The sequence below is a fragment of the Streptomyces sp. NPDC004284 genome (genome assembly GCF_042874035.1).
In the GTDB taxonomy this organism is placed as follows: domain Bacteria; phylum Actinomycetota; class Actinomycetes; order Streptomycetales; family Streptomycetaceae; genus Streptomyces.
This window is the reverse complement of the sequence record NZ_JBIAMJ010000007.1, coordinates 273667-292549: the sequence shown is the minus strand read 5'-3', so window position 1 is coordinate 292549 and position 18883 is coordinate 273667. Positions and strand designations below refer to the sequence as shown.

22 protein-coding genes are annotated in these 18883 nt (G+C 73.5%); 16 read left to right on the top strand and 6 right to left on the bottom strand.

Going from position 1 to position 18883, the window contains the following annotated elements; genetic code table 11:
- Positions 1-27: 27 nt before the first annotated feature.
- Positions 28-201, bottom strand: coding sequence for a hypothetical protein (locus tag ACFYUS_RS20630; protein ID WP_388853750.1), 174 nt, complete (start codon positions 199-201; stop codon positions 28-30).
- A 251-nt stretch (positions 202-452) separates the two neighbouring features.
- Here ACFYUS_RS20630 and ACFYUS_RS20625 point away from each other — a divergent pair, with 251 nt between their 5' ends.
- The 4 genes from ACFYUS_RS20625 to ACFYUS_RS20610 all read left to right on the top strand — a co-directional run bounded on the left by ACFYUS_RS20625 (position 453) and on the right by ACFYUS_RS20610 (position 4317).
- Positions 453-1778 (top strand): NYN domain-containing protein, encoded by a 1326-nt coding sequence (locus tag ACFYUS_RS20625; protein ID WP_388853748.1) that lies wholly within the window; start codon positions 453-455, stop codon positions 1776-1778.
- A gap of 20 nt (positions 1779-1798) precedes the next feature.
- Positions 1799-2770 carry an ABC transporter ATP-binding protein gene (locus tag ACFYUS_RS20620; RefSeq protein WP_388854145.1) on the top strand — a complete coding sequence of 324 codons (972 nt, stop codon included), beginning with the start codon at positions 1799-1801 and terminating at the stop codon, positions 2768-2770.
- A gap of 70 nt (positions 2771-2840) precedes the next feature.
- Positions 2841-3644, top strand: coding sequence for an ABC transporter permease (locus tag ACFYUS_RS20615; RefSeq protein ID WP_388854137.1), 804 nt, complete (start codon positions 2841-2843; stop codon positions 3642-3644).
- Positions 3645-3678: 34 nt separating this feature from the next.
- Positions 3679-4317: a DUF2567 domain-containing protein gene (locus ACFYUS_RS20610; protein ID WP_388853746.1), complete on the top strand. Its 639-nt coding sequence runs from the start codon at positions 3679-3681 to the stop codon at positions 4315-4317.
- A 24-nt stretch (positions 4318-4341) separates the two neighbouring features.
- On the opposite strand, the gene ybaK is transcribed toward ACFYUS_RS20610, so the two are convergent.
- The 4 genes from ybaK to ACFYUS_RS20590 form a co-directional block, all read right to left on the bottom strand.
- Positions 4342-4839, bottom strand: coding sequence for a Cys-tRNA(Pro) deacylase (gene ybaK, locus ACFYUS_RS20605; protein WP_388853743.1), 498 nt, complete (start codon positions 4837-4839; stop codon positions 4342-4344).
- Positions 4840-4886: 47 nt separating this feature from the next.
- Positions 4887-5624, bottom strand: coding sequence for an LON peptidase substrate-binding domain-containing protein (locus ACFYUS_RS20600; RefSeq protein WP_388853740.1), 738 nt, complete (start codon positions 5622-5624; stop codon positions 4887-4889).
- A gap of 11 nt (positions 5625-5635) precedes the next feature.
- Positions 5636-6676 (bottom strand): hypothetical protein, encoded by a 1041-nt coding sequence (locus tag ACFYUS_RS20595; protein WP_388853737.1) that lies wholly within the window; start codon positions 6674-6676, stop codon positions 5636-5638.
- 102 nt (positions 6677-6778) lie between these two features.
- Positions 6779-8386 carry an oxidoreductase gene (locus tag ACFYUS_RS20590; RefSeq protein WP_388853735.1) on the bottom strand — a complete coding sequence of 536 codons (1608 nt, stop codon included), beginning with the start codon at positions 8384-8386 and terminating at the stop codon, positions 6779-6781.
- Between the two features lie 215 nt (positions 8387-8601).
- Between ACFYUS_RS20590 and hisD the strand changes: the two genes are divergently transcribed.
- The 10 genes from hisD to ACFYUS_RS20540 all read left to right on the top strand — a co-directional run bounded on the left by hisD (position 8602) and on the right by ACFYUS_RS20540 (position 16286).
- The gene (gene hisD, locus ACFYUS_RS20585; protein ID WP_388853732.1) at positions 8602-9945 is read left to right on the top strand and encodes a histidinol dehydrogenase; all 1344 of its coding nucleotides are present in this window, start codon (positions 8602-8604) and stop codon (positions 9943-9945) included.
- The gene (locus ACFYUS_RS20580; RefSeq protein ID WP_388853729.1) at positions 9942-11054 is read left to right on the top strand and encodes a histidinol-phosphate transaminase; all 1113 of its coding nucleotides are present in this window, start codon (positions 9942-9944) and stop codon (positions 11052-11054) included. Before hisD ends, ACFYUS_RS20580 begins: the two co-directional genes overlap by 4 nt.
- Positions 11051-11644 carry an imidazoleglycerol-phosphate dehydratase HisB gene (gene hisB / locus ACFYUS_RS20575; RefSeq protein ID WP_030492957.1) on the top strand — a complete coding sequence of 198 codons (594 nt, stop codon included), beginning with the start codon at positions 11051-11053 and terminating at the stop codon, positions 11642-11644. Before ACFYUS_RS20580 ends, hisB begins: the two co-directional genes overlap by 4 nt.
- A 2-nt stretch (positions 11645-11646) precedes the next feature.
- Positions 11647-11811, top strand: coding sequence for a hypothetical protein (locus ACFYUS_RS20570; RefSeq protein WP_388853726.1), 165 nt, complete (start codon positions 11647-11649; stop codon positions 11809-11811).
- Positions 11808-12455, top strand: coding sequence for an imidazole glycerol phosphate synthase subunit HisH (gene hisH / locus ACFYUS_RS20565; RefSeq protein WP_388853723.1), 648 nt, complete (start codon positions 11808-11810; stop codon positions 12453-12455). The genes ACFYUS_RS20570 and hisH overlap by 4 nt, the downstream gene beginning before the upstream one ends.
- Positions 12456-12457: 2 nt before the next feature.
- On the top strand, positions 12458-13192 hold the full coding sequence (priA, locus tag ACFYUS_RS20560; protein WP_388853720.1) for a bifunctional 1-(5-phosphoribosyl)-5-((5-phosphoribosylamino)methylideneamino)imidazole-4-carboxamide isomerase/phosphoribosylanthranilate isomerase PriA: 735 nt from the start codon (positions 12458-12460) through the stop codon (positions 13190-13192).
- Positions 13189-13587: a RidA family protein gene (locus tag ACFYUS_RS20555; protein ID WP_388853717.1), complete on the top strand. Its 399-nt coding sequence runs from the start codon at positions 13189-13191 to the stop codon at positions 13585-13587. The genes priA and ACFYUS_RS20555 overlap by 4 nt, the downstream gene beginning before the upstream one ends.
- Positions 13584-14339, top strand: a complete 756-nt coding sequence (gene hisF / locus ACFYUS_RS20550; RefSeq protein WP_388853714.1) for an imidazole glycerol phosphate synthase subunit HisF — start codon at positions 13584-13586, stop codon at positions 14337-14339. Before ACFYUS_RS20555 ends, hisF begins: the two co-directional genes overlap by 4 nt.
- A 112-nt stretch (positions 14340-14451) precedes the next feature.
- The gene (locus ACFYUS_RS20545; protein WP_388853711.1) at positions 14452-15039 is read left to right on the top strand and encodes an ArsR/SmtB family transcription factor; all 588 of its coding nucleotides are present in this window, start codon (positions 14452-14454) and stop codon (positions 15037-15039) included.
- Between the two features lie 5 nt (positions 15040-15044).
- Positions 15045-16286 (top strand): MFS transporter, encoded by a 1242-nt coding sequence (locus tag ACFYUS_RS20540; protein WP_388853708.1) that lies wholly within the window; start codon positions 15045-15047, stop codon positions 16284-16286.
- Here ACFYUS_RS20540 and ACFYUS_RS20535 read toward each other — a convergent pair.
- Entirely contained in the window at positions 16283-16918 is a 636-nt protein-coding gene (locus tag ACFYUS_RS20535) for a TIGR03085 family metal-binding protein (RefSeq protein ID WP_388853705.1), read from the bottom strand. The two genes, ACFYUS_RS20540 and ACFYUS_RS20535, sit on opposite strands and share 4 nt — an antisense overlap.
- Positions 16919-17002: 84 nt before the next feature.
- Here ACFYUS_RS20535 and hisI point away from each other — a divergent pair, with 84 nt between their 5' ends.
- Positions 17003-17371 (top strand): phosphoribosyl-AMP cyclohydrolase, encoded by a 369-nt coding sequence (gene hisI, locus ACFYUS_RS20530; protein ID WP_388853702.1) that lies wholly within the window; start codon positions 17003-17005, stop codon positions 17369-17371.
- An 11-nt stretch (positions 17372-17382) separates the two neighbouring features.
- Positions 17383-18873 carry an anthranilate synthase component I gene (locus ACFYUS_RS20525; protein WP_388853700.1) on the top strand — a complete coding sequence of 497 codons (1491 nt, stop codon included), beginning with the start codon at positions 17383-17385 and terminating at the stop codon, positions 18871-18873.
- Positions 18874-18883 lie beyond the last annotated feature (10 nt).

The window sequence follows — 18883 nt, the reverse complement described above, 5'->3', positions numbered from 1 at the left end:
CGGGCGCGCCCCTTTGCCGTCCGAGCGTCAGTTGTGGCCGAAGCGCTTCTGACGGCCCTTGCGGGCCATGTCACCAGGAGTGACCTGGCTCGCGCGCTGCTCGGCCTGAGACTCCATCGACGACTGCTGCGCCTGCTGGGCACCGCGCTCGGCCGACGACGGCTGCTTCTGACTGCGGTTCTGGTTGCGGTTCTTGGCCATGGGGTTTCCTCCTCAAGGGGACTTAGGGGCCAGGGCCGCTGTCAGACTCACATACGGTACGAACCGCCGCATGTTGGATCATTACGGAGCGTAAGGGCGCCCCCGGCGTGACATCCGCCACGCCGATGATCCAGTTCCGGCCGTCAAGCCCCCGGCGGTCGGGCAGACTCGAAGGAAACTCGAAGCACCTTCCGCTCCCGCTTCCGATCCTGATCCGATGCCGAGTCCGACTCCGAGGCTCCCGAAAGAGGGTGGAACACGTGGACCGCTGCGTCGTCCTGGTGGACGCCGGCTACCTGCTGGGCGCCGCCGCCAGTCTCCTCGCCGGGGAACCGGCCCGCTCCAGGATCACCGTCGACCACGCCGGGCTCATCCAGCAGCTGCGGCAGCGCGCCGAGGCCGAGACCGCGCTGCCCCTCCTGCGGATCTACTGGTTCGACGGCGCGCCCGACCGGGTGCCCCAGCCCGAGCACCGCAGACTCCGCGTGATGCCCCGGGTCACCGTCCGGCTCGGCGCTCTGACCAGGAGCGACGGGCGCTGGGCACAGAAGGGCGTCGACGCGGCCATGCACACCGAGCTGACCGAGCTCGCCAGGAACAGGGCCTGCTCCGACATCGTGCTCGTCACGGGCGACGGCGACCTGCTGCCCGGCCTCATGTCGGCCAAGGAGCACGGCGTCGCCGTCCACCTCTGGGCCGTCCAGGCCGCCGACGGCGACTACAACCAGTCCGAGGACCTCGTCGCCGAGGCCGACGAGCGGCGGGTCCTCGACCGGGCCTGGATCACCCGCGCCGTCCGCGCCAGGGACCTCACCGGCATCTGCGCGCCGCCGCCCGCCCCGCGCCCGGAGATCGCCGCCATCCTCTCCGCGCCGCTGCCCGAGGCGGCGCTCGCCGCCTCCGCCGAACGGGCCGCCGAGGCGGCCGCGCGGAACGGGGGACCGGCCCCCGCCGCCGAGGCGAACGGCGACGGCGGCCACGAGCGCCTCCGCGCCGACGGCCACGTCCGCGAGGACGAGCACGTCCACGGCCCGGGCGTCCCCGCCCCGGCGGCCGGCAAGGGCGTCCCCACCCCCAAGGACCTGGCGGGACTGCGCGGACCCGGCATCCCGGCCGCCCCGGTGCCGCAGGGCGCGAGCGCGCTCCGCTGGTCCTCCGACCGGGGCTGGATCGAGCGCCCGGCCCCCTCCTTCGGCGAGCCGGCCGAGACCGCCACCCTGCCCACCCTCGCCACGCTCACCAGCGCGGAGCAGCGCTGGGCCGACCGCGAGGAGGACATCACCACCGTCGGCGGTGACCCGTTCGAGGTCGGGCAGGTGTTCGCCAGGCGGTGGATGGAGCGGCTCCCCGAGCAGAGCCACGTCCAGAAGCTCTCCACCCTCTACCCGCGCATCCCGCACCGCATCGACGGCGAACTCCTCCGCTACGCCGCCCGTTTCGGACTTCTCGCTCACAAGGACGACCAGATCGACGAGCACGACCGGTACGCGATCCGGGCCGGTTTCTGGCGCGAGATCGACGTCCGGGCCGCCGCCGAACACGCCCCCGCGCCCGGAGTCGGCCCGGCGACCCCGTAGGCTCTTACCCCGTGAGTACGGTGTGCGTGGTGCGGGATCTGGTCAAGACGTACCCCGCCACGCGCGGCAGGCGCGGTGCGCCCGCGACCCCCGAGGTGCGGGCCACCGACGGGATCAGCCTCGACGTGCGCGGCGGCGAGATCTTCGGCCTGCTCGGCCCCAACGGCGCCGGCAAGTCCACCCTCGTCCGCCAGCTCACCGGGCTCATGCGCCCCGACTCCGGCACCGTCGAACTCCTCGGCCACGACCTCGTGCGCCACCCCGAGCGGGCGGCCCGGCTCCTCGCCTACCTCGGCCAGGAGTCCACCGCCCTCGACGAGCTGACCGTCTCCCTCGCCGCCGAGACCACCGGACGGCTCCGCGGCCTCGGCGCCCACGACGCCCGCGCCGAGCGCGACGCCGTCCTGGAGGAGCTCGGGCTCGGCGAGATCGCCGGCCGCGCCCTCAAGAAGCTCTCCGGCGGACAGCGGCGGCTCGCCTGCTTCGCCGCCGCGCTCGTCGGCCGCCGGCCCGTCCTCGTCCTCGACGAACCCACCACCGGCATGGACCCGGTCGCCCGGCGCGCCGTCTGGGCCGCCGTCGACCGGCGCCGCGCCGAGCACGGCACCACCGTGCTGCTCGTCACCCACAACGTCATCGAGGCCGAGACCGTCCTCGACCGGGTCGCCGTCATCGACCGCGGCCGGGTCATCGCCTGCGACACCCCCGCCGGACTCAAGGAGCGGGTCGCCGGCGAGGTCCGCGTCGAGCTGGTCTGGCGCGACGCGCCCCCGCTCCAGCTGCCCGAGGTCGCCGCCCTGCGCGGGCTCGCCCAGGAGACCGGACGCCGCTGGCACCTCCGGCTCGCCCCCGACGCCGCCCGCGAAGCCGTCGCCACCGTCACCGGCGGGGCCGCCTTCGCCGCGCTCGACGACTTCACCCTGGCCACGCCCAGCCTGGAGGACGTGTACCTCGCCCTGGGCGGCGCGACCGAGGGACTGGTGAAGGCGTGACGCACCCCCCTCACGTACCGCACGTCACCCTCAGGAGCCGCACGCAGTGAGCACCCTGCCCGCCGAGGTCCTGCCGACCGGCGCACTCCCCGCCGCGAGCCGGGACGCGGACGACGGCGCCGCGCCCCTCGCCCCGCGCGCCCGGCTCCTGCCGTCCCTGGCCGCCGTCTACCGGGCGCAGCTCAGCCGGGCCCGCGTCGCCCGCATCCCGCTGCTGTTCGTCGCCACCTTCCAGTCGATCGGGATCATGGTCCTGATGCGCGGGGTCGTCGACGGAGGCTCCGAGGCGCGCGCGGTCGTGGCCGGCTCCACCGTCCTCGTCGTCGCCTTCGTCGCGCTCAACCTGCTCGCCCAGTACTTCGGGCAGCTGCGGGCCGGCGGCGGCCTCGACCACTACGCCACCCTGCCCGTGCCGCCCGCCGCCGTCGTCCTCGGCGCGGCCGGGGCGTACGCCTCCTTCACCGTGCCCGGGACCGCCGTCACCGCCGTCGCCGGTTCCCTGCTCTTCGGGCTGCCCCTCGGCCAGCTGTGGATCCTCGCCGCCGTCGTCCCGCTCGCCGGGGCGGCGCTCGCCGGGCTCGGCGCGGCCCTCGGGCTGCTCGCGCCCCGCCAGGAGCTGGCCACCCTCCTGGGCCAGCTCGGGATGTCGGCGGCCCTGCTCCTCGGGGTCCTCCCCGCCGAGCGGCTGCCGGGACCGATCGGCTGGGCGCGGGACCTGCTGCCGTCGACGTACGGCGTGGAGGCCCTGGCCCGCACCTTCGAGCCGCGTCCCGACTGGGCGGCCGTCGCAGGCGACCTCGCCGTGTGCGGGGTGGTCGGCGTCGTCTCGCTCGCCGTCGCCACCTGGGCCTACCGGCGGGCCGCCGTCCGCTGAGGCGGGCCACAGGGACACCTGGCACGATGGCGGGGTGACCGCACCCCTGACTCCGCCTCACCAGCCGCCGAACGATCCCGACTGGCCCCCGCCGCCCCCGCCGCCGCTCGGCCCGGCCGGGGACCCGATCACGGGCGCCGAGGTCGTGCAGGGCGTGCTGGTGACCCTCGCCTCCGCGGTCGCGGGGGCGCTGCTCGGGGTGCTGTGGCTGAACCTGGCCCCGCGGGTCCTGCTCATCTCGGACGGCAAGGGCGTCTACCTCCGGAACTCCGAGGGGGAGCAGGCGATCGGCGCCGACGGAACGTTCGTGCTCCTCGCGCTGGCCTTCGGCGCGGTCGCCGCGCTCGTCGTCTTCCTGCTGCGCCGCAAGGGCGGCGTCCCGCTCGTGCTCGGCCTCGCGCTCGGCGGCGGCCTGGGCTCGCTGCTCGCCTGGTGGATCGGGACGGGCTTCGGCCCGACCGGTGACGTGGTCGCCCACGCGAAGGCGGTCGGCCCGAACGTCCCCTTCGAGGCGCCGCTCGAACTGAACCTCGGGGCCGCCGCGATGCTGGCCTGGCCGCTCGCCGCCATGATCGTGCACCTCGCGCTGACGGCCGCCTTCGGCCCCCGCGACCCGGAACCGGAGCCCTGGGGGCAGCCGAAGCCGTACACACAGGGACCCGGCTCGCACTGAGACCCGGGGAGGCCGCGCCTGACGTCAGGCGCGGCCGATCGGGGCCACGACCGCCGAGGTGAGGGCGGCCAGGTCGGCGGGGGAGAGCTCCACCTCCAGGCCGCGGCGGCCCGCCGAGATGCAGACCGTCGCGTGCTCCGAGGCCGAGGAGTCGAGGACCGTACGGAGCCGCTTGCGCTGGCCCAGCGGGGAGATGCCGCCCCGGACGTACCCCGTCGTGCGCTCCGCCGCCGCCGGGTCGGCCATCGCGGCCCGCTTCCCGCCGACCGCCGAGGCCAGCGCCTTCAGGTCCAGCTGGCCGGCCACCGGGACCACCGCGACCGTCAGCTCGCCGTCGACGTCCGCGACCAGCGTCTTGAAGACCCGGTCGGGGGAGACGCCGAGGGCCTCCGCCGCCTCCTCGCCGTACGAGGGGGAGGCCGGGTCGTGCTCGTACGCGTGCAGGGTGAACGGGGTGCCGGCCGCCGTCAGGGCCACCGTCGCCGGAGTGCCCCCGCTGTTCTTCTTCTGCTTCTTCGCCACGCGTTCTTCCTCGGCTCGGTCGGCTCGGTCGGCCCGGCGGGGCCGGGTCAGTTCGGGTAGGTCGGGGCCTGCGTCAGGTCCACCACCGGCAGCGACGGTAGATGCCTCAGCACCGCGGTCTCCGCCCGCAGCAGCGTCAGCTCCTCGCGCAGCCGGGTCGCCGTGTCCGGCGCCTGGAGCAGCCGCTGCTTCGAGGGGACGTCGAGGACCGCGGCCGCCGCGACCAGGTACGACACCACGGAGGGCTCGTCGGGCAGCTCACTCGTCGTCAGCGAGCGCTCACGGGCCCCCGCGAGGCGCTTCTGGTAGTTCCGGAAGGCCCGCAGCACGCCCTCGGCGAGCGCGGCCGCCTCCTCGCCCTGCTCCTCGGGGATCTCCTCGACCTCGGCCGTCAGGAACGGCCCGCTCGCGTCGACCGACAGCAGCTTGACCCGGGTCGTGCCGGTGGTCATCACCTCGAAGCTGCCGTCGGCGCGCTCCCGGATCGACGCCGCGTCGGCGATGCAGCCGACCCGGTGGAAGGACTGGATGGGATCGGAGCCGAAGCCCGCTGCCGGGCCCTTCTCCGGCAGCGCCGTCTGGTCCGGCATGCCGGGGGCCGTCGGCGCGACCTCGCGGCCGTCGCGGATGGCCACGACGGCGAAGCGGCGCGGCTCGGCGTCGTCGATCGTGAGCAGCTCGCGCATCATGGCGCGATAACGCTCCTCGAAGACGTTCAGCGGCAGCACGAGGCCGGGGAACAGCACCGCGTTGAGCGGGAAGAGAGGCAGGCGAGCGGTGGTCACAGCCGCCAAGCCTAATGGCCGCCGGGCCCGCCCCGTCCGGTCCTTCCCGGACCCGGGCCGCGAAGGGGCGTCCGGTGGGCCAGTTCGCCCCGTGTCCGGTCCCGCGCGGCCAGGAAGCCCAGCAGGGGATCCCCCCGTACGGCACCCCGTGCGGCACCCCAGGGGAACGAGGTCGCGTACGGGCCGATCCGCCCGAACTCCTCCCACGCCTCCGCCCAGCGCGCCCGCTCCACCAGCACGTACGCGAGCAGGTTGCGGACCTCGGCCGGCCACGGGTCGCCCACCGGGAAATCCGCCGACAGGGCCAGGGCACGGCGCACCGCCCGGTCGATCCGGGCGGCCGGCACGGCCCCGTCCGGGCCCTGCGGCACCCGGAGCCCGTCGTAGGCCGCGCGGACCGGCAGCGCCCCGACGAGCGAGCCCGGGGCGGCGTCGTCCGCGGCCTGCTCGGCGAAGTCGAAGGCGGCGCGGTGCGAGCCGTACCACTGCGCGGAGAGGTACTTCAGGGCGGCGACGTGGCAGCCGTAGTGGTGCGGGGAGCGGCGCACGGCCTGCTCCCACAGCGACTCGAAGACCGCGTGCCCGGCGTGCGCCCCGCGCGCGTGGTCGAGCGCCAGCCGCCACGGCACCGGATCGTGCGGCGCCTCCCCGGCGATCTCCCGCACCAGCGGGGCGAGCTCGCGCAGCCGCTCCCCCCGCGCCGGGGACTCCCAGGCCCTGCGGACGGCGAGCTGCGCCGTGACGAGGAGGGCGTCGGGATCGCCCGGCGCGGCGGCGAGCCACCGGGTGAGCCAGTCGCCCCTGCTGTACGCGAAGGTGGCGAGCCGGGTGACGTACCGGTCGCGGTCCTCCCACTCGCCGGCGTCCCGGGTGGTCGCGAGCAGCTTCGCCGCGGGCTCCGGATCGCCGAGGGCCGCGGCGACCAGGGCGGGGGAGAGCCGCTCGTCCGGGGCGTCGAGGAGCACGTCGTCGCCCGGCACGAGCTCCGCGGCGAGCCGCGGCGCGTGCCGGGCCGAGCGGACGATGCCGACCAGGGCGCGGAGAAGGGACATGATGTCTGCATTCTCCCCCGGCCGTGCCCGCCACGGCAGCCGCATCACCGGGTCACGACAGCACCCTCACCTCGTGGTGACAGCACCCTCACCCCCGCGCCCTCACCCCCTCCTCAGCAAGCGGGTCGCGCCCGCCGCCACCGTCGTCGCGAGGATCCAGCCGAGGAGGATCAGGACCGTCGCCGCCCACTGCCAGATGCCCTCCAGGCGCCAGGAGCCGTCCTGGCCGAGGTTGATCACGGGTATCAGCAGGTCGAGCGCGTACAGCGTGGCGTTCCACTCGGGTGCCTCGTCCGCCTTCAGCGGTATCGGGCGGTAGTGGGCGAAGGCCACCGTGCCCGCCGCCCACAGCACGGCCATCCACAGCGCCGCCCGGCCCGGCCGGTAGCCGTACGCCACGGTCCAGTCCTGGAGGTACCCCCACAGCTTCCCCGCGATCGGCAGGGTCTCCCGTCGGCGCCGCTGCTTGGCGAGCAGCACCTCGCGGGCGTCGGCGTCCTCCCCGCTGTTCCGCAGGACCGCCGCGAGCCGCTCGTACGGCTCGGGGGCGTACTCCGGGGTCGCCGCCGCCACCCACTCCAGGCGCCGGGCCAGGGGGAAGTGCCCGTACGGCACGAGGTTCTCGTAGACGAAGCCGCCCATCGCGAGCCCGCCGGGCCCCGGCCAGCTCGTCGACAGGTCGATCAGGGTGACGACCTTGGCGCCGTTGAGCACCACCCGCCCCTCCTCCGGCCGCTCGCCGTTGAACCGCAGCTCCGGGGTGACGATCCGGCGCAGCGACACCTCCTCCCGCCGGGCGCCGCTCAGCAGGAAGCGGGCGGAGTGCAGGTCCACCGCGTCACCGAACCGGCCGTCGTCGAGCCGCACCCCGCCGTGGCACTCCACCGGTCTGCGCCGGGTGCCCTGGACGGGCGTCACCCCGTACGGCGGAGTGGCCGTCGTGCTCCCCGTACGGCCGGAGGCCTCCTCGTACACCCAGGCCGCGTTCAGGTAGAGCGAGCGCTCCACCGTCAGCTGCGGGGCGTTCAGCGCGCGGCGGCCCTGCGCCCCGCGCAGCACGCTGCCCCGCAGGCTGAGCGAGACGCCCACCTTCGCCCCGCGCAGGCTCAGCTCCCCGTGGGTCTCGATCAGCTCGGCCTGGAGGTCCTGGGCGACCACCATCCCGTCCGCCGTGATCGCCCGCCCCCGCCGGTCGGGCCACACCTGGATCTGGTTGATCAGCAGGTCCGTGCCGATCTGGGCGTCCGTCAGCCGGATGCCCCGCCGCACCCGGCAGCGCGGCAGGTGCAGATCGCCCTCCGTGTGCAGCCGGGCCGCCTCCAGGCGCGGCAGCGCGCACTCGACCATCCGCAGCGTGCCGAACCGGGCCTCGGGCAGCACCACCTCGCCGTCGAACCGGCAGCCGTGCAGCTCCACGTACGGCCCTATCGTCCCGCCCGCCAGGTTCAGCACGCCGGTGATCCTGACCCCGCGCAGCTTCAGCGCGGCCACCCGCCCGGACCGGGCCGGCGGCCCGTCGAGCAGCAGCAGCGCCACCACGTCGGCGCGGACGCTCCGCTCCTCCCCCCACTCCCGTCCCCCGAAGGGGTCGTCCCGCTCCGCGATCCCCTCCGTCAGATCGCAGGTCCTGCCGATCCGGAACGCCCGCCACATGGCCCGCTCCGGGCCCGTGAGACCTTCCGGCATTCCGTCCTCGTGCGGCTCGGTCACTGCCGCCCCCTCGCTCTCCCCGATGCGCTCCCACGATTCCGCTTCCCGGGATTCGTGGATTCGTACAGTCGTTCTTCCCGCACTGTGACGGGCTGAACGCTAACGGTCAGGAGTGGCGAGGAGACGCCACCGTGGCGCGTATCAGCCAGTGAGGGGCATGTATCAGCTGCTGATACGGGCGACCGGCGTTGTAGGCCGTCTGCGAGAATTGACCCGTGATCTCTCGAATCGATCTGCGCGGCGACGCCCTCCCCGAGGGAACCGCCCTGCGCGACCTGCTGCCCCGTGCCGAGTTCGACGTGGAAGCCGCCCTGGAGAAGGTGCGGCCGATCTGCGAGGACGTCCGGCATCATGGTGCGGCGGCGGTGATCGACTACGGGGAGAAATTCGACGGCGTCCGCGTCCCGGGCCTGCGCGTCCCCGCCGAGGCGATCGGCCGCGCCCTCGACGAGCTCGACCCGGCCGTCCGCGCCGCCCTCGAAGAGTCCATCCGGCGCGCCCGGCTCGTCCACCGCGAGCAGCGCCGCACCACCCACACCACCCAGGTCGTCCCCGGCGGCACGGTCACCGAGAAGTGGATCCCCGTCGAGCGCGTCGGCCTGTACGTGCCGGGCGGCCGCTCCGTCTACCCGTCCTCCGTCGTGATGAACGTCGTCCCCGCCCAGGAGGCCGGCGTCGAGGGCGTGGCCATCGCCTCGCCCCCGCAGAAGGAGTTCGGCGGCCTTCCGCACCCGACGATCCTCGCCGCCTGCGCCCTCCTCGGCGTCGACGAGGTGTACGCGGCCGGCGGCGCCCAGGCCATCGCCATGTTCGCGTACGGCACGGAGGGCACCGCCGACGAGCCCGGCTGCGCCCCCGTCAACCTGGTCACCGGCCCCGGCAACATCTACGTGGCCGCCGCCAAGCGCCTCCTCAAGGGCCGCATCGGCATCGACGCCGAGGCCGGCCCCACGGAGATCGCGATCCTCGCGGACTCCACCGCCGACCCCGTGCACGTCGCCGCCGACCTCATCAGCCAGGCCGAGCACGACCCGATGGCCGCCTCCGTCCTCGTCACCGACTCCGAGGAGCTGGCCGCCGCCACCGAGGGCGAGCTGAAGACCCAGGTCGCCGCCTCCAAGCACGTCGACGACCGGATCGTCCCGGCCCTGGTCGGCCGCCAGTCCGCGATCGTCCTCGTCCGCGACCTCGCCGACGGCCTCAAGGTCGTCGACGCGTACGGCGCCGAGCACCTGGAGATCCAGACCGCCGACGCCGCCGCCGTCGCCGACCGCGTCCGCAACGCCGGCGCGATCTTCGTCGGCCCCTGGGCGCCGGTCTCGCTCGGCGACTACTGCGCCGGCTCCAACCACGTCCTGCCCACCGGCGGCTGCGCCTGCCACTCCTCGGGCCTCTCCGTGCAGTCCTTCCTGCGCGGCGTGCACATCGTGGACTACACGCGCGACGCCCTCGCCGACGTCGCCCACCACGTCGTCACCCTCGCCGAGGCCGAGGACCTCCCGGCCCACGGCGCGGCGATCAAGGCACGGTTCGGATGGAAGGTGCCGCAGAGCAAGTGAGCAAGATCGAGATCGACGACCTTCCCGTCCGGGACGAGCTGCGCGGCAAGTCCCCCTACGGCGCGCCCCAGCTCGACGTCCCCGTCCAGCTGAACACCAACGAGAACCCCTACCCGCTGCCCGAGCCCCTGGTGGCCCGGATCGCGGAGCGGGTCGCCGAGGCCGCCCGCGGCCTCAACCGCTACCCCGACCGGGACGCGATCGAGCTGCGCACCGAGCTCGCCGCCTACCTCACCCGGACCGGCGGACACCGCGTCGGCGTCGAGAACGTGTGGGCGGCCAACGGCTCCAACGAGGTCCTCCAGCAGTTGCTGCAGACCTTCGGCGGCCCCGGCCGCACCGCGATCGGCTTCGAGCCCTCGTACTCGATGCACGCCCTGATCGCCCGCGGCACCGGCACCGGCTGGATCTCCGGCCCGCGCAACGAGGACTTCACGATCGACGTGGAGGCGGCGGTCTCGGCCATCGCCGAGAACGCGCCGGACGTCGTCTTCATCACCTCGCCCAACAACCCCACCGGCACCGCCGTGAACGCGGGCACCGTCCTCGCCCTGTACGAGGCGGCGCAGGCGGCCAAGCCCTCGATGGTCGTCGTGGACGAGGCGTACGTGGAGTTCAGCCACCGCGACTCGCTGCTGCCCCTCATCGAGGGCCGCCCGAACCTGGTGGTCTCCCGGACGATGTCCAAGGCCTTCGGCGCCGCCGGACTCCGCCTCGGCTACCTCGCCGCCCACCCGGCCGTCGTCGACGCCGTGCAGCTGGTCCGCCTGCCGTACCACCTCTCGGCCGTCACCCAGGCCACCGCGCTCGCCGCCCTGGAGCACACCGACACCCTCCTCGGGTACGTCGAGCAGCTCAAGGCCGAGCGCGACCGCCTCGTCACCGAGCTGCGCGCCCTCGGCTGCGAGGTCACCGAATCCGATGCCAACTTCGTGCAGTTCGGGAAGTTCCCCGACACGCACGCGGCCTGGCAGTCGATCCTCGACCGGGGCGTCCTGGTCCGGGACAACGGCGTACCGGGATGGCTGCGGGTCACCGCCGGCACCCCCGAAGAGAACGACGCGTTCCTCGACGCGGTCCGTGAACTGATGAAGGAGCAGGAACGATGAGCCGCGTAGGCCGCGTTGAGCGCACCACCAAGGAGACCTCGGTCGTCGTCGAGATCGACCTCGACGGCACCGGGAAGGTCGACGTGTCGACCGGGGTCGGCTTCTACGACCACATGCTCGACCAGCTCGGCCGGCACGGGCTCTTCGACCTGACCGTCAAGACCGACGGCGACCTGCACATCGACTCGCACCACACCATCGAGGACACCGCCCTCGCCCTCGGTGCCGCCTTCAAGCAGGCCCTCGGCGACAAGGTCGGCATCTACCGCTTCGGCAACTGCACGGTCCCGCTGGACGAGTCGCTCGCCCAGGTCACCGTCGACCTCTCCGGCCGCCCGTACCTCGTGCACACCGAGCCCGAGAACATGGCGCCGATGATCGGCTCGTACGACACGACGATGACCCGGCACATCCTGGAGTCCTTCGTCGCCCAGGCCCAGATCGCGCTGCACGTCCACGTGCCGTACGGCCGCAACGCGCACCACATCGTGGAGTGCCAGTTCAAGGCCCTCGCCCGCGCGCTGCGCTACGCCTCCGAGCGCGACCCGCGCGCCGCCGGAATCCTCCCCTCCACGAAGGGCGCGCTGTAACCGTGACCGGCCTCTCCACCATCCTCATCCTCGTCGGGCTCTTCCTGCTCGGCGGCATCTACTCCTTCGTCAAGCAGCAGATGCCCAAGAGCCTCATCGTGCTGCTCTCCATCGGCGCCGCGATGTGTCTCTCCGCCGGCGTGCTGCGTCTGGACGTGTGGTCATGAGCACGACTTCCCCGAAGAAGGTCGTCGTCTTCGACTACGGCTTCGGCAACGTGCGCTCCGCCGAGCGCGCGCTCGCCCGCGTCGGCGCCGACGTCGAGATCACCCGCGACTACGACACGGCCATGAACGCCGACGGACTCCTCGTCCCCGGCGTCGGCGCCTTCTCCGCCTGCATGCAGGGCCTCAAGGAGGCCCGCGGCGACTGGATCATCGGCCGCAGGCTCTCCGGCGGCCGCCCCGTCATGGGCATCTGCGTCGGCATGCAGATCCTCTTCGCCGAGGGCATCGAGCACGGCGTGCAGACCGAGGGCCTCGACGAGTGGCCCGGCACGGTCGAGCCGCTGAACGCCCCCGTCGTCCCCCACATGGGCTGGAACACGGTCGACGCGCCCGCCGACACCCAGCTGTTCGCGGGGCTCGACGCCGACGCCCGGTACTACTTCGTGCACTCCTACGCGGTGCGCGAGTGGACCCTGGAGGTCGGCAACCCCAACATCCGCGCCCCCAAGGTCAGCTGGGCCACCCACGGCGAGCCCTTCGTCGCCGCCGTGGAGAACGGCGCCCTGTGGGCCACCCAGTTCCACCCCGAGAAGTCCGGCGACGCCGGTGCCCAGCTCCTCACCAACTGGATCGGAACCCTGTGACTGTGCCGTCTAGAAGCGTGCTCGAACTCCTCCCCGCCGTCGACGTCCGCGACGGCCAGGCCGTCCGGCTCGTCCACGGCGAGTCCGGCAGCGAGACCTCCTACGGCTCCCCGCTGGAGGCCGCCCTCGCCTGGCAGCGCGCCGGCGCCGAGTGGCTCCACCTCGTCGACCTGGACGCCGCCTTCGGCACCGGCGACAACCGCGACCTGGTCCGTGAGGTCACCGAGGCCATGGACATCAAGGTCGAGCTCTCCGGCGGCATCCGCGACGACGCCACGCTCGCCGCCGCCCTCGCCACCGGCTGCACCCGCGTCAACCTCGGCACCGCCGCCCTGGAGACCCCCGAGTGGGTCGCCAAGGTCATCGCCGAGCACGGCGACAAGATCGCCGTCGGCCTCGACGTGCGCGGCACGACCCTGCGCGGCCGCGGCTGGACCCGCGACGGCGGCGACCTGTACGAGACGCTCGCCCGCCTCGACTCCGAGGGCTGCTCCCGCTACGTCGTCACCGACATCGCCAAGGACGGCACCCTCCAGGGCCCCAACCTGGAGCTCCTGAAGAACGTCTGCGCGGCCACCGACAAGCCCGTCGTCGCCTCCGGCGGCGTGTCCTCCCTGGACGACCTGCGGGCCCTGTCCGGCCTGGTCCCGCTGGGCGTCGAGGGCGCGATCGTGGGCAAGGCGCTGTACGCCAAGGCCTTCACCCTCGAAGAGGCGCTCGCGGCGGTGGCGTCGTGACCGCGGAGGTCCGCAAGGTCGTCACCGGCGCTCCCTGGGAGGAGCAGTTCGGCTACTCCCGCGCGGTCGAGCTGCCCAACGGGACCGTCCTCGTCTCCGGCTGCACGTCCGTGATCGGCGGAGCGATCGCCGACGGCGGCCCGTACGAGCAGGCCGTCAACTCCTTCAACGTGGCCTTCGACGCCCTGAAGCAGCTGGACCTCGGCCCCCAGGACGTCGTCCGGACCCGGATGTACATCACGCACGCCCGGGACGTGGAGGAGGTCGGCCGCGCCCACAAGGAGCTGTTCGACGCCGTCCGTCCGGCCGCCTCGATGATCATCGTCTCGGGCTTCGTCGACCCCCGCCTGGTGGTCGAGGTCGAGGTCGAGGCGTACAGGAGTGATGCGGCATGAGCCTCGCCGTACGCGTGATCCCCTGCCTGGACGTGGACAACGGCCGGGTCGTCAAGGGCGTCAACTTCCAGAACCTGCGGGACGCGGGCGACCCCGTCGAGATGGCCAAGCTGTACGACGCCGAGGGCGCCGACGAGCTGACCTTCCTCGACATCACCGCCTCCTCCGGCAACCGGGAGACCACCTACGACGTGGTGCGCCGCACCGCCGAGCAGGTCTTCATCCCGCTCACGGTCGGCGGCGGCGTCCGCTCGGCCGAGGACGTCGACAAGCTGCTGCGGGCCGGCGCCGACAAGGTGGGCGTCAACACCGCCGCCATCGAGCGCCCCGAGCTGATCCGGGAGATCGCGGAGCGCTTCGGCCGCCAGGTGCTCGTCCTGTCGGTCGACGCCCGCCGCACGCCCACCGGCTCCTTCGAGGTGACGACGCACGGCGGCCGCAAGGGCACCGGCATCGACGCCGTCGAGTGGGCGCACCGGGCCGCCGAGCTGGGCGCGGGGGAGATCCTGCTCAACTCGATGGACGCCGACGGCACGAAGGACGGCTACGACACCGAGATGATCGCGGCCGTGCGCAAGCACGTGACGGTCCCGGTGATCGCCTCCGGCGGCGCCGGCAAGCTCGCCGACTTCCCGCCGGCCGTCGCGGCGGGCGCGGACGCGGTGCTCGCGGCCTCCGTCTTCCACTTCGGCGACCTGCGGATCTCGCAGGTCAAGGAGACGCTGCGGGAGGCGGGCCACCCGGTCCGCTGAACGACGCCGTGAGAAGGGCCCCCTCGGGGGCCCTTCTTCTTTCGCGGGATGCGCAGGATTATTTGTGCAAATTATGTTGCGCAAGTTTTCTTTCGTATCTAGGGTCGTGGACATGACCTCGCAGGAGAACCGCCGCATCGACGACCTCGGCACCCTCAAGGCCATCGCGCACCCCCTGCGCATGCGCCTCTACCGGGCCCTGTTCGTGGCCCGCACCGCCACCGCGTCCCAGCTCGCCGAGCAGGTCGACGAGGCCGTCTCCCTCGTCAGCTACCACCTGCGCAAGCTCGCCGAGCACGGCCTCATCGAGGAGGCCGAGGCGCAGTCCGCCGACGGCCGCGAGCGCTGGTGGCAGCCCAGTTCCTACGGGCTGTCCATCCGTGACGAGGACGTGCGAGGGAATCCGGAGATGGCCGCCGCGAGCGACGCCGTCGGGCGCACCATCAACGAACAGCGCACCGAACTCCACCGCCGCTACCTCGACGAGCGCCTCACCTGGTCCGACGAGTGGCGCTCGGCCGTCATCAGCTCCGAGTGGCTGCCCCGCCTCACCGCTCCGGAGCTCGCCTCCCTCGGCGAGGAGCTGGACGCGCTTCTCAAGAAGTACGACCAGGCGGCCCGCGCCGCCGAGGCCGCCGGCGACACCGAGGGCCGCGAGAACGTCGCCGTCCACCTGCACGGCTTCCCCTACCGAGGCTGAGGGCGATGACCACGACCACCGCCGCTCCCGCGGCCGTCCGCCCCGCCCACCGCAACCCCCGGGTCCTGCGCTGGCTCGGTGCCTACACCGCCTCCACGCTCGGCGACAGCGTCTTCTACCTCGCCCTCTCCTGGACCGCCGTGAGCAGCGGCACCCCCGCCCAGGCCGGGCTCGTCATGGCCGTGTCGGCCGTGCCCCGCGCCCTGCTTCTGCTCGTCGGCGGAGCGATCGCCGACCGCCTCGGCCCGCGCCGGGTCGTCCTCGCCTCCGACACCGTCCGTGCCCTCGTCGTCCTCGGCCTGGCCGCGACCCTGTTCCTCGCCTCGCCCGGCCTGTGGGCGCTCGCCGCCGTCGCCCTCGTCTTCGGCGTCGTCGACGCCCTCTTCCTGCCCGCCGTGGGCGCCCTGCCGCCCCGCATCGCCGAGCGCGACCAGCTGGCCCGCGTCCAGGGGATGCGCGGCCTCGCCTACCGTTCGGGCGCCGTCCTCGGCGCCCCGCTGGGCGGCCTCGCCGTCGCCCTCGGCGGCTCCGCCACCGCCTTCGGCGTCGCCGGGATCCTCTTCGCGCTCTCCCTGCCCCTGCTCGGCGCGCTGAAGCTCCGCCCGCTGCCGCAGGAGGACGAGGCGTCCGACCGCACCGCCCTACGCGACCTCGCCGACGGCCTGCGCTACCTCCGTGGCCACAAGGCGCTCGGCCCGCTGATGATCGTCGTCCTGCTCGCCGACCTCGGCTTCGCCGGCCCCCTCAACGTCGGCCTCGCGATCCTCTCCGACCAGCGCGGCTGGGATGCCTCCGGCATCGGCTGGGTCCTCGCCGGCTTCGGAATCGGCGCCGGCGGCGCCTCCCTGCTGCTGACCGTCAAGGGCCGCATACCCCGGGCCGGCGTCGTCATGGGCTGGACCATGGTGCTCGGAGCCGTATCGATCGGCGCCCTCGCCTACGTCCCCCAGCTGCCCCTCGCCGTCCTCGTCGCGGTCTCCATCGGCCTGCTCGCCGGACTCTCCGGAGCCCTCTGCAACGCCCTCGTACAGACCGAGTGCGACCCCGCCTACCTCGGCCGGGTGAGCGCCGTCTCCAGCCTCGGCAGCCTCGGCATCGCCCCGCTCAGCTTCCCGGTCACCGGCACCGCCATCGGCGTCTGGGGCCCCGGCCCGGTCTTCGTCGTCAGCGCGGCGGTCTGCGCCCTGTCCGGCGTGTACAGCCTGCTGGTCACCGCCGTCCGCCGCGCCGAACTCCCGAAGGGCTAGATCCCCAGCTGCTTCGTCTCCCGCAGCCGCTCGATCGCCTCCGGCTCGCCCTCGAGGGCCACCTTCGCCGAGTCCTGGCGGCCGTACAGGTACATCACCAGCTCGCCCGGCTCCCCGGAGGCCGTCACCACGGGGGTGCCGCGATGGGCGACGGCCGTCTGGCCGTTCGGACGGCGGAGGACCAGACCCACCGGCGCCTTGCGGCCGAGGAGACGGGCCATCCGTTCGAGGCGGGACCAGAGCGCGTCCGCGAAGACCGGGTCCAGCTCCCGCGCCGACCAGTCGGGCTGGGCCCGGCGGACGTCCTCCGCGTGGACGTAGAACTCGACGACGTTCGCCCCCTCGTCCACCTGCTTGATGGTGAACGGCGAGAACTTCGGCGGACCCGTCCGGATGAGCTGGATCAGTTCCTCGTACGGCTTGTCGGCGAACTCCGCCTGCACCCGGTCCAGCCGATCCCTCAGCACCGGTACGAGGTTTCCCGCCGCCGCGTCCGGACGCCGCTCCCGCACCACCACATGGGCCGCCAGGTCCCGGGTGCGCCAGCCCTCGCAGAGCGTCGGCGCGTCGGGGCCCGCCGCCTCCAACAGATCGGCGAGCAGAAGCCGTTCACGTTTCGCATGGGTCGACATGTCCGCCAGCGTACGACCGGCCCCTCCGGTCCGCCCAGTGGACGCCCCGCCGGACACCGCCCCGGATCGCGGCACAATGGCGCCATGACCAGCACGCCCCGGACCTCCAGCGACCTCGACCCGGCCATCGCCGCCCGCCTCAAGCGCAGCGCCGACGGGCTCGTCCCCGCCATCGCCCAGCAGTACGACACCGGTGAGGTGCTGATGCTCGGCTGGATGGACGACGAGGCCCTCCACCGCACCCTCACCACCGGCCGCTGCACCTACTGGTCCCGCAGCCGGAGCGAGTACTGGGTCAAGGGTGACACCTCCGGGCACGTCCAGCACGTCAAGTCCGTCGCCCTCGACTGCGACGCCGACACCCTCCTCGTCAAGGTCGACCAGGTCGGCGCCGCCTGCCACACCGGCACCCGCACCTGCTTCGACACCGACGTGCTCCCCGTATCCCAGTAAGGTCTGGCGCCATGGATCTCGAGACCTTCCGCAAGCTGGCGGCCGACCGCCGCGTCATCCCCGTCAGCCGCAGGCTCCTCGCGGACGGCGACACCCCGGTCGGGCTCTACCGCAAGCTCGCCGCCGAACGCCCCGGCACCTTCCTCCTCGAATCCGCGGAGAACGGCCGCAGCTGGTCCCGCTACTCCTTCATCGGCGTCCGCAGCGACGCGACCCTGACGGTGAAGGACGGCCAGGCGCACTGGCTCGGCACCCCGCCCGTCGGCGTCCCCACGGACGGCGACCCGCTCGACGCCCTGCGCGCCACCGTCGAGACCCTCCACACCCCGCGCGACCTCGCGTCCGGGATGCCCCCCTTCACGGGCGGCATGGTCGGCTACCTCGGCTACGACATCGTCCGCCGCCTGGAGAAGATCGGCGACTCCACCCGCGACGACCTGGAGCTCCCCGAGCTCACCATGCTCCTCACCAGCGACCTCGCGGTCCTCGACCACTGGGACGGCTCGGTCCTGCTGATCGCCAACGCGATCAACCACAACGACCTGGAGACCGGCGTCGACGAGGCGTACGCGCACGCCGTCTCCCGCCTGGACGCCATGGAGGCCGACCTGGCCCGTCCGGTCGCCACCGCCCCCGCCGCCCTGCCGCCCTCCGAGCTCCCCGGCTTCACGGCCCTCTGGGGCGGCGATGCCTACCAGGACGCCGTCGAGGACATCAAGGAGCGCATCCGCGCCGGCGAGGCCTTCCAGGTCGTGCCCTCGCAGCGCTTCGAGACCTCCTGCACCGCCTCCGCGCTCGACGTGTACCGGGTCCTGCGGGCCACCAACCCGTCCCCGTACATGTACCTCTTCCGCTTCGAGAACGGCTTCGACGTCGTCGGCTCCTCGCCCGAGGCCCTCGTCAAGGTCGAGGACGGGCAGGCGATGCTCCACCCCATCGCCGGCACCCGGCACCGCGGCGCCACCCCGCAGGAGGACCACGACCTCGCCGAGGAACTGCTCGCCGACCCCAAGGAGCGCGCCGAGCACCTCATGCTCGTCGACCTCGGCCGCAACGACCTCGGCCGCGTCTGCACCCCCGGCTCCGTCGAGGTCGTCGACTTCATGTCGATCGAGCGCTACTCGCACGTCATGCACATCGTCTCCACCGTCACCGGCGAGGTCGCCGAGGGCCGCACCGCCTTCGACGTCCTCACCGCCTGCTTCCCCGCCGGCACGCTCTCCGGCGCGCCCAAGCCCCGCGCCATGCAGATCATCGAGGAGCTCGAACCCTCCCGGCGGGGCCTCTACGGCGGATGTGTCGGTTATCTCGATTTCGCCGGGGACGCCGACACCGCCATCGCCATCCGCACCGCGCTGCTCCGCGACGGAACGGCGTACGTGCAGGCCGGAGCGGGTGTCGTCGCCGACTCCGACCCGGTCGCCGAGGACAACGAGTGCCGCAACAAGGCCGCGGCCGTCCTCCGTGCCGTCCACACCGCCAACCGGATGAACAACGACTGAGCACGTAGGG

Excerpts from the sequence above, each read along its gene's own strand:
- ACFYUS_RS20630 (WP_388853750.1), bottom strand. The coding sequence starts at position 201 with ATGGCCAAGAACCGCAACCAGAACCGCAGTCAGAAGCAGCCGTCGTCG.
- ACFYUS_RS20595 (WP_388853737.1), bottom strand. The coding sequence starts at position 6,676 with ATGTCCCTTCTCCGCGCCCTGGTCGGCATCGTCCGCTCGGCCCGGCAC.
- hisB (WP_030492957.1), top strand. The coding sequence starts at position 11,051 with ATGAGCCGCGTAGGCCGCGTTGAGCGCACCACCAAGGAGACCTCGGTC.
- hisH (WP_388853723.1), top strand. The coding sequence starts at position 11,808 with ATGAGCACGACTTCCCCGAAGAAGGTCGTCGTCTTCGACTACGGCTTC.
- hisF (WP_388853714.1), top strand. The coding sequence starts at position 13,584 with ATGAGCCTCGCCGTACGCGTGATCCCCTGCCTGGACGTGGACAACGGC.
- ACFYUS_RS20545 (WP_388853711.1), top strand. The coding sequence starts at position 14,452 with ATGACCTCGCAGGAGAACCGCCGCATCGACGACCTCGGCACCCTCAAG.
- ACFYUS_RS20540 (WP_388853708.1), top strand. The coding sequence starts at position 15,045 with ATGACCACGACCACCGCCGCTCCCGCGGCCGTCCGCCCCGCCCACCGC.
- ACFYUS_RS20535 (WP_388853705.1), bottom strand. The coding sequence starts at position 16,918 with ATGTCGACCCATGCGAAACGTGAACGGCTTCTGCTCGCCGATCTGTTG.
- hisI (WP_388853702.1), top strand. The coding sequence starts at position 17,003 with ATGACCAGCACGCCCCGGACCTCCAGCGACCTCGACCCGGCCATCGCC.
- ACFYUS_RS20525 (WP_388853700.1), top strand. The coding sequence starts at position 17,383 with ATGGATCTCGAGACCTTCCGCAAGCTGGCGGCCGACCGCCGCGTCATC.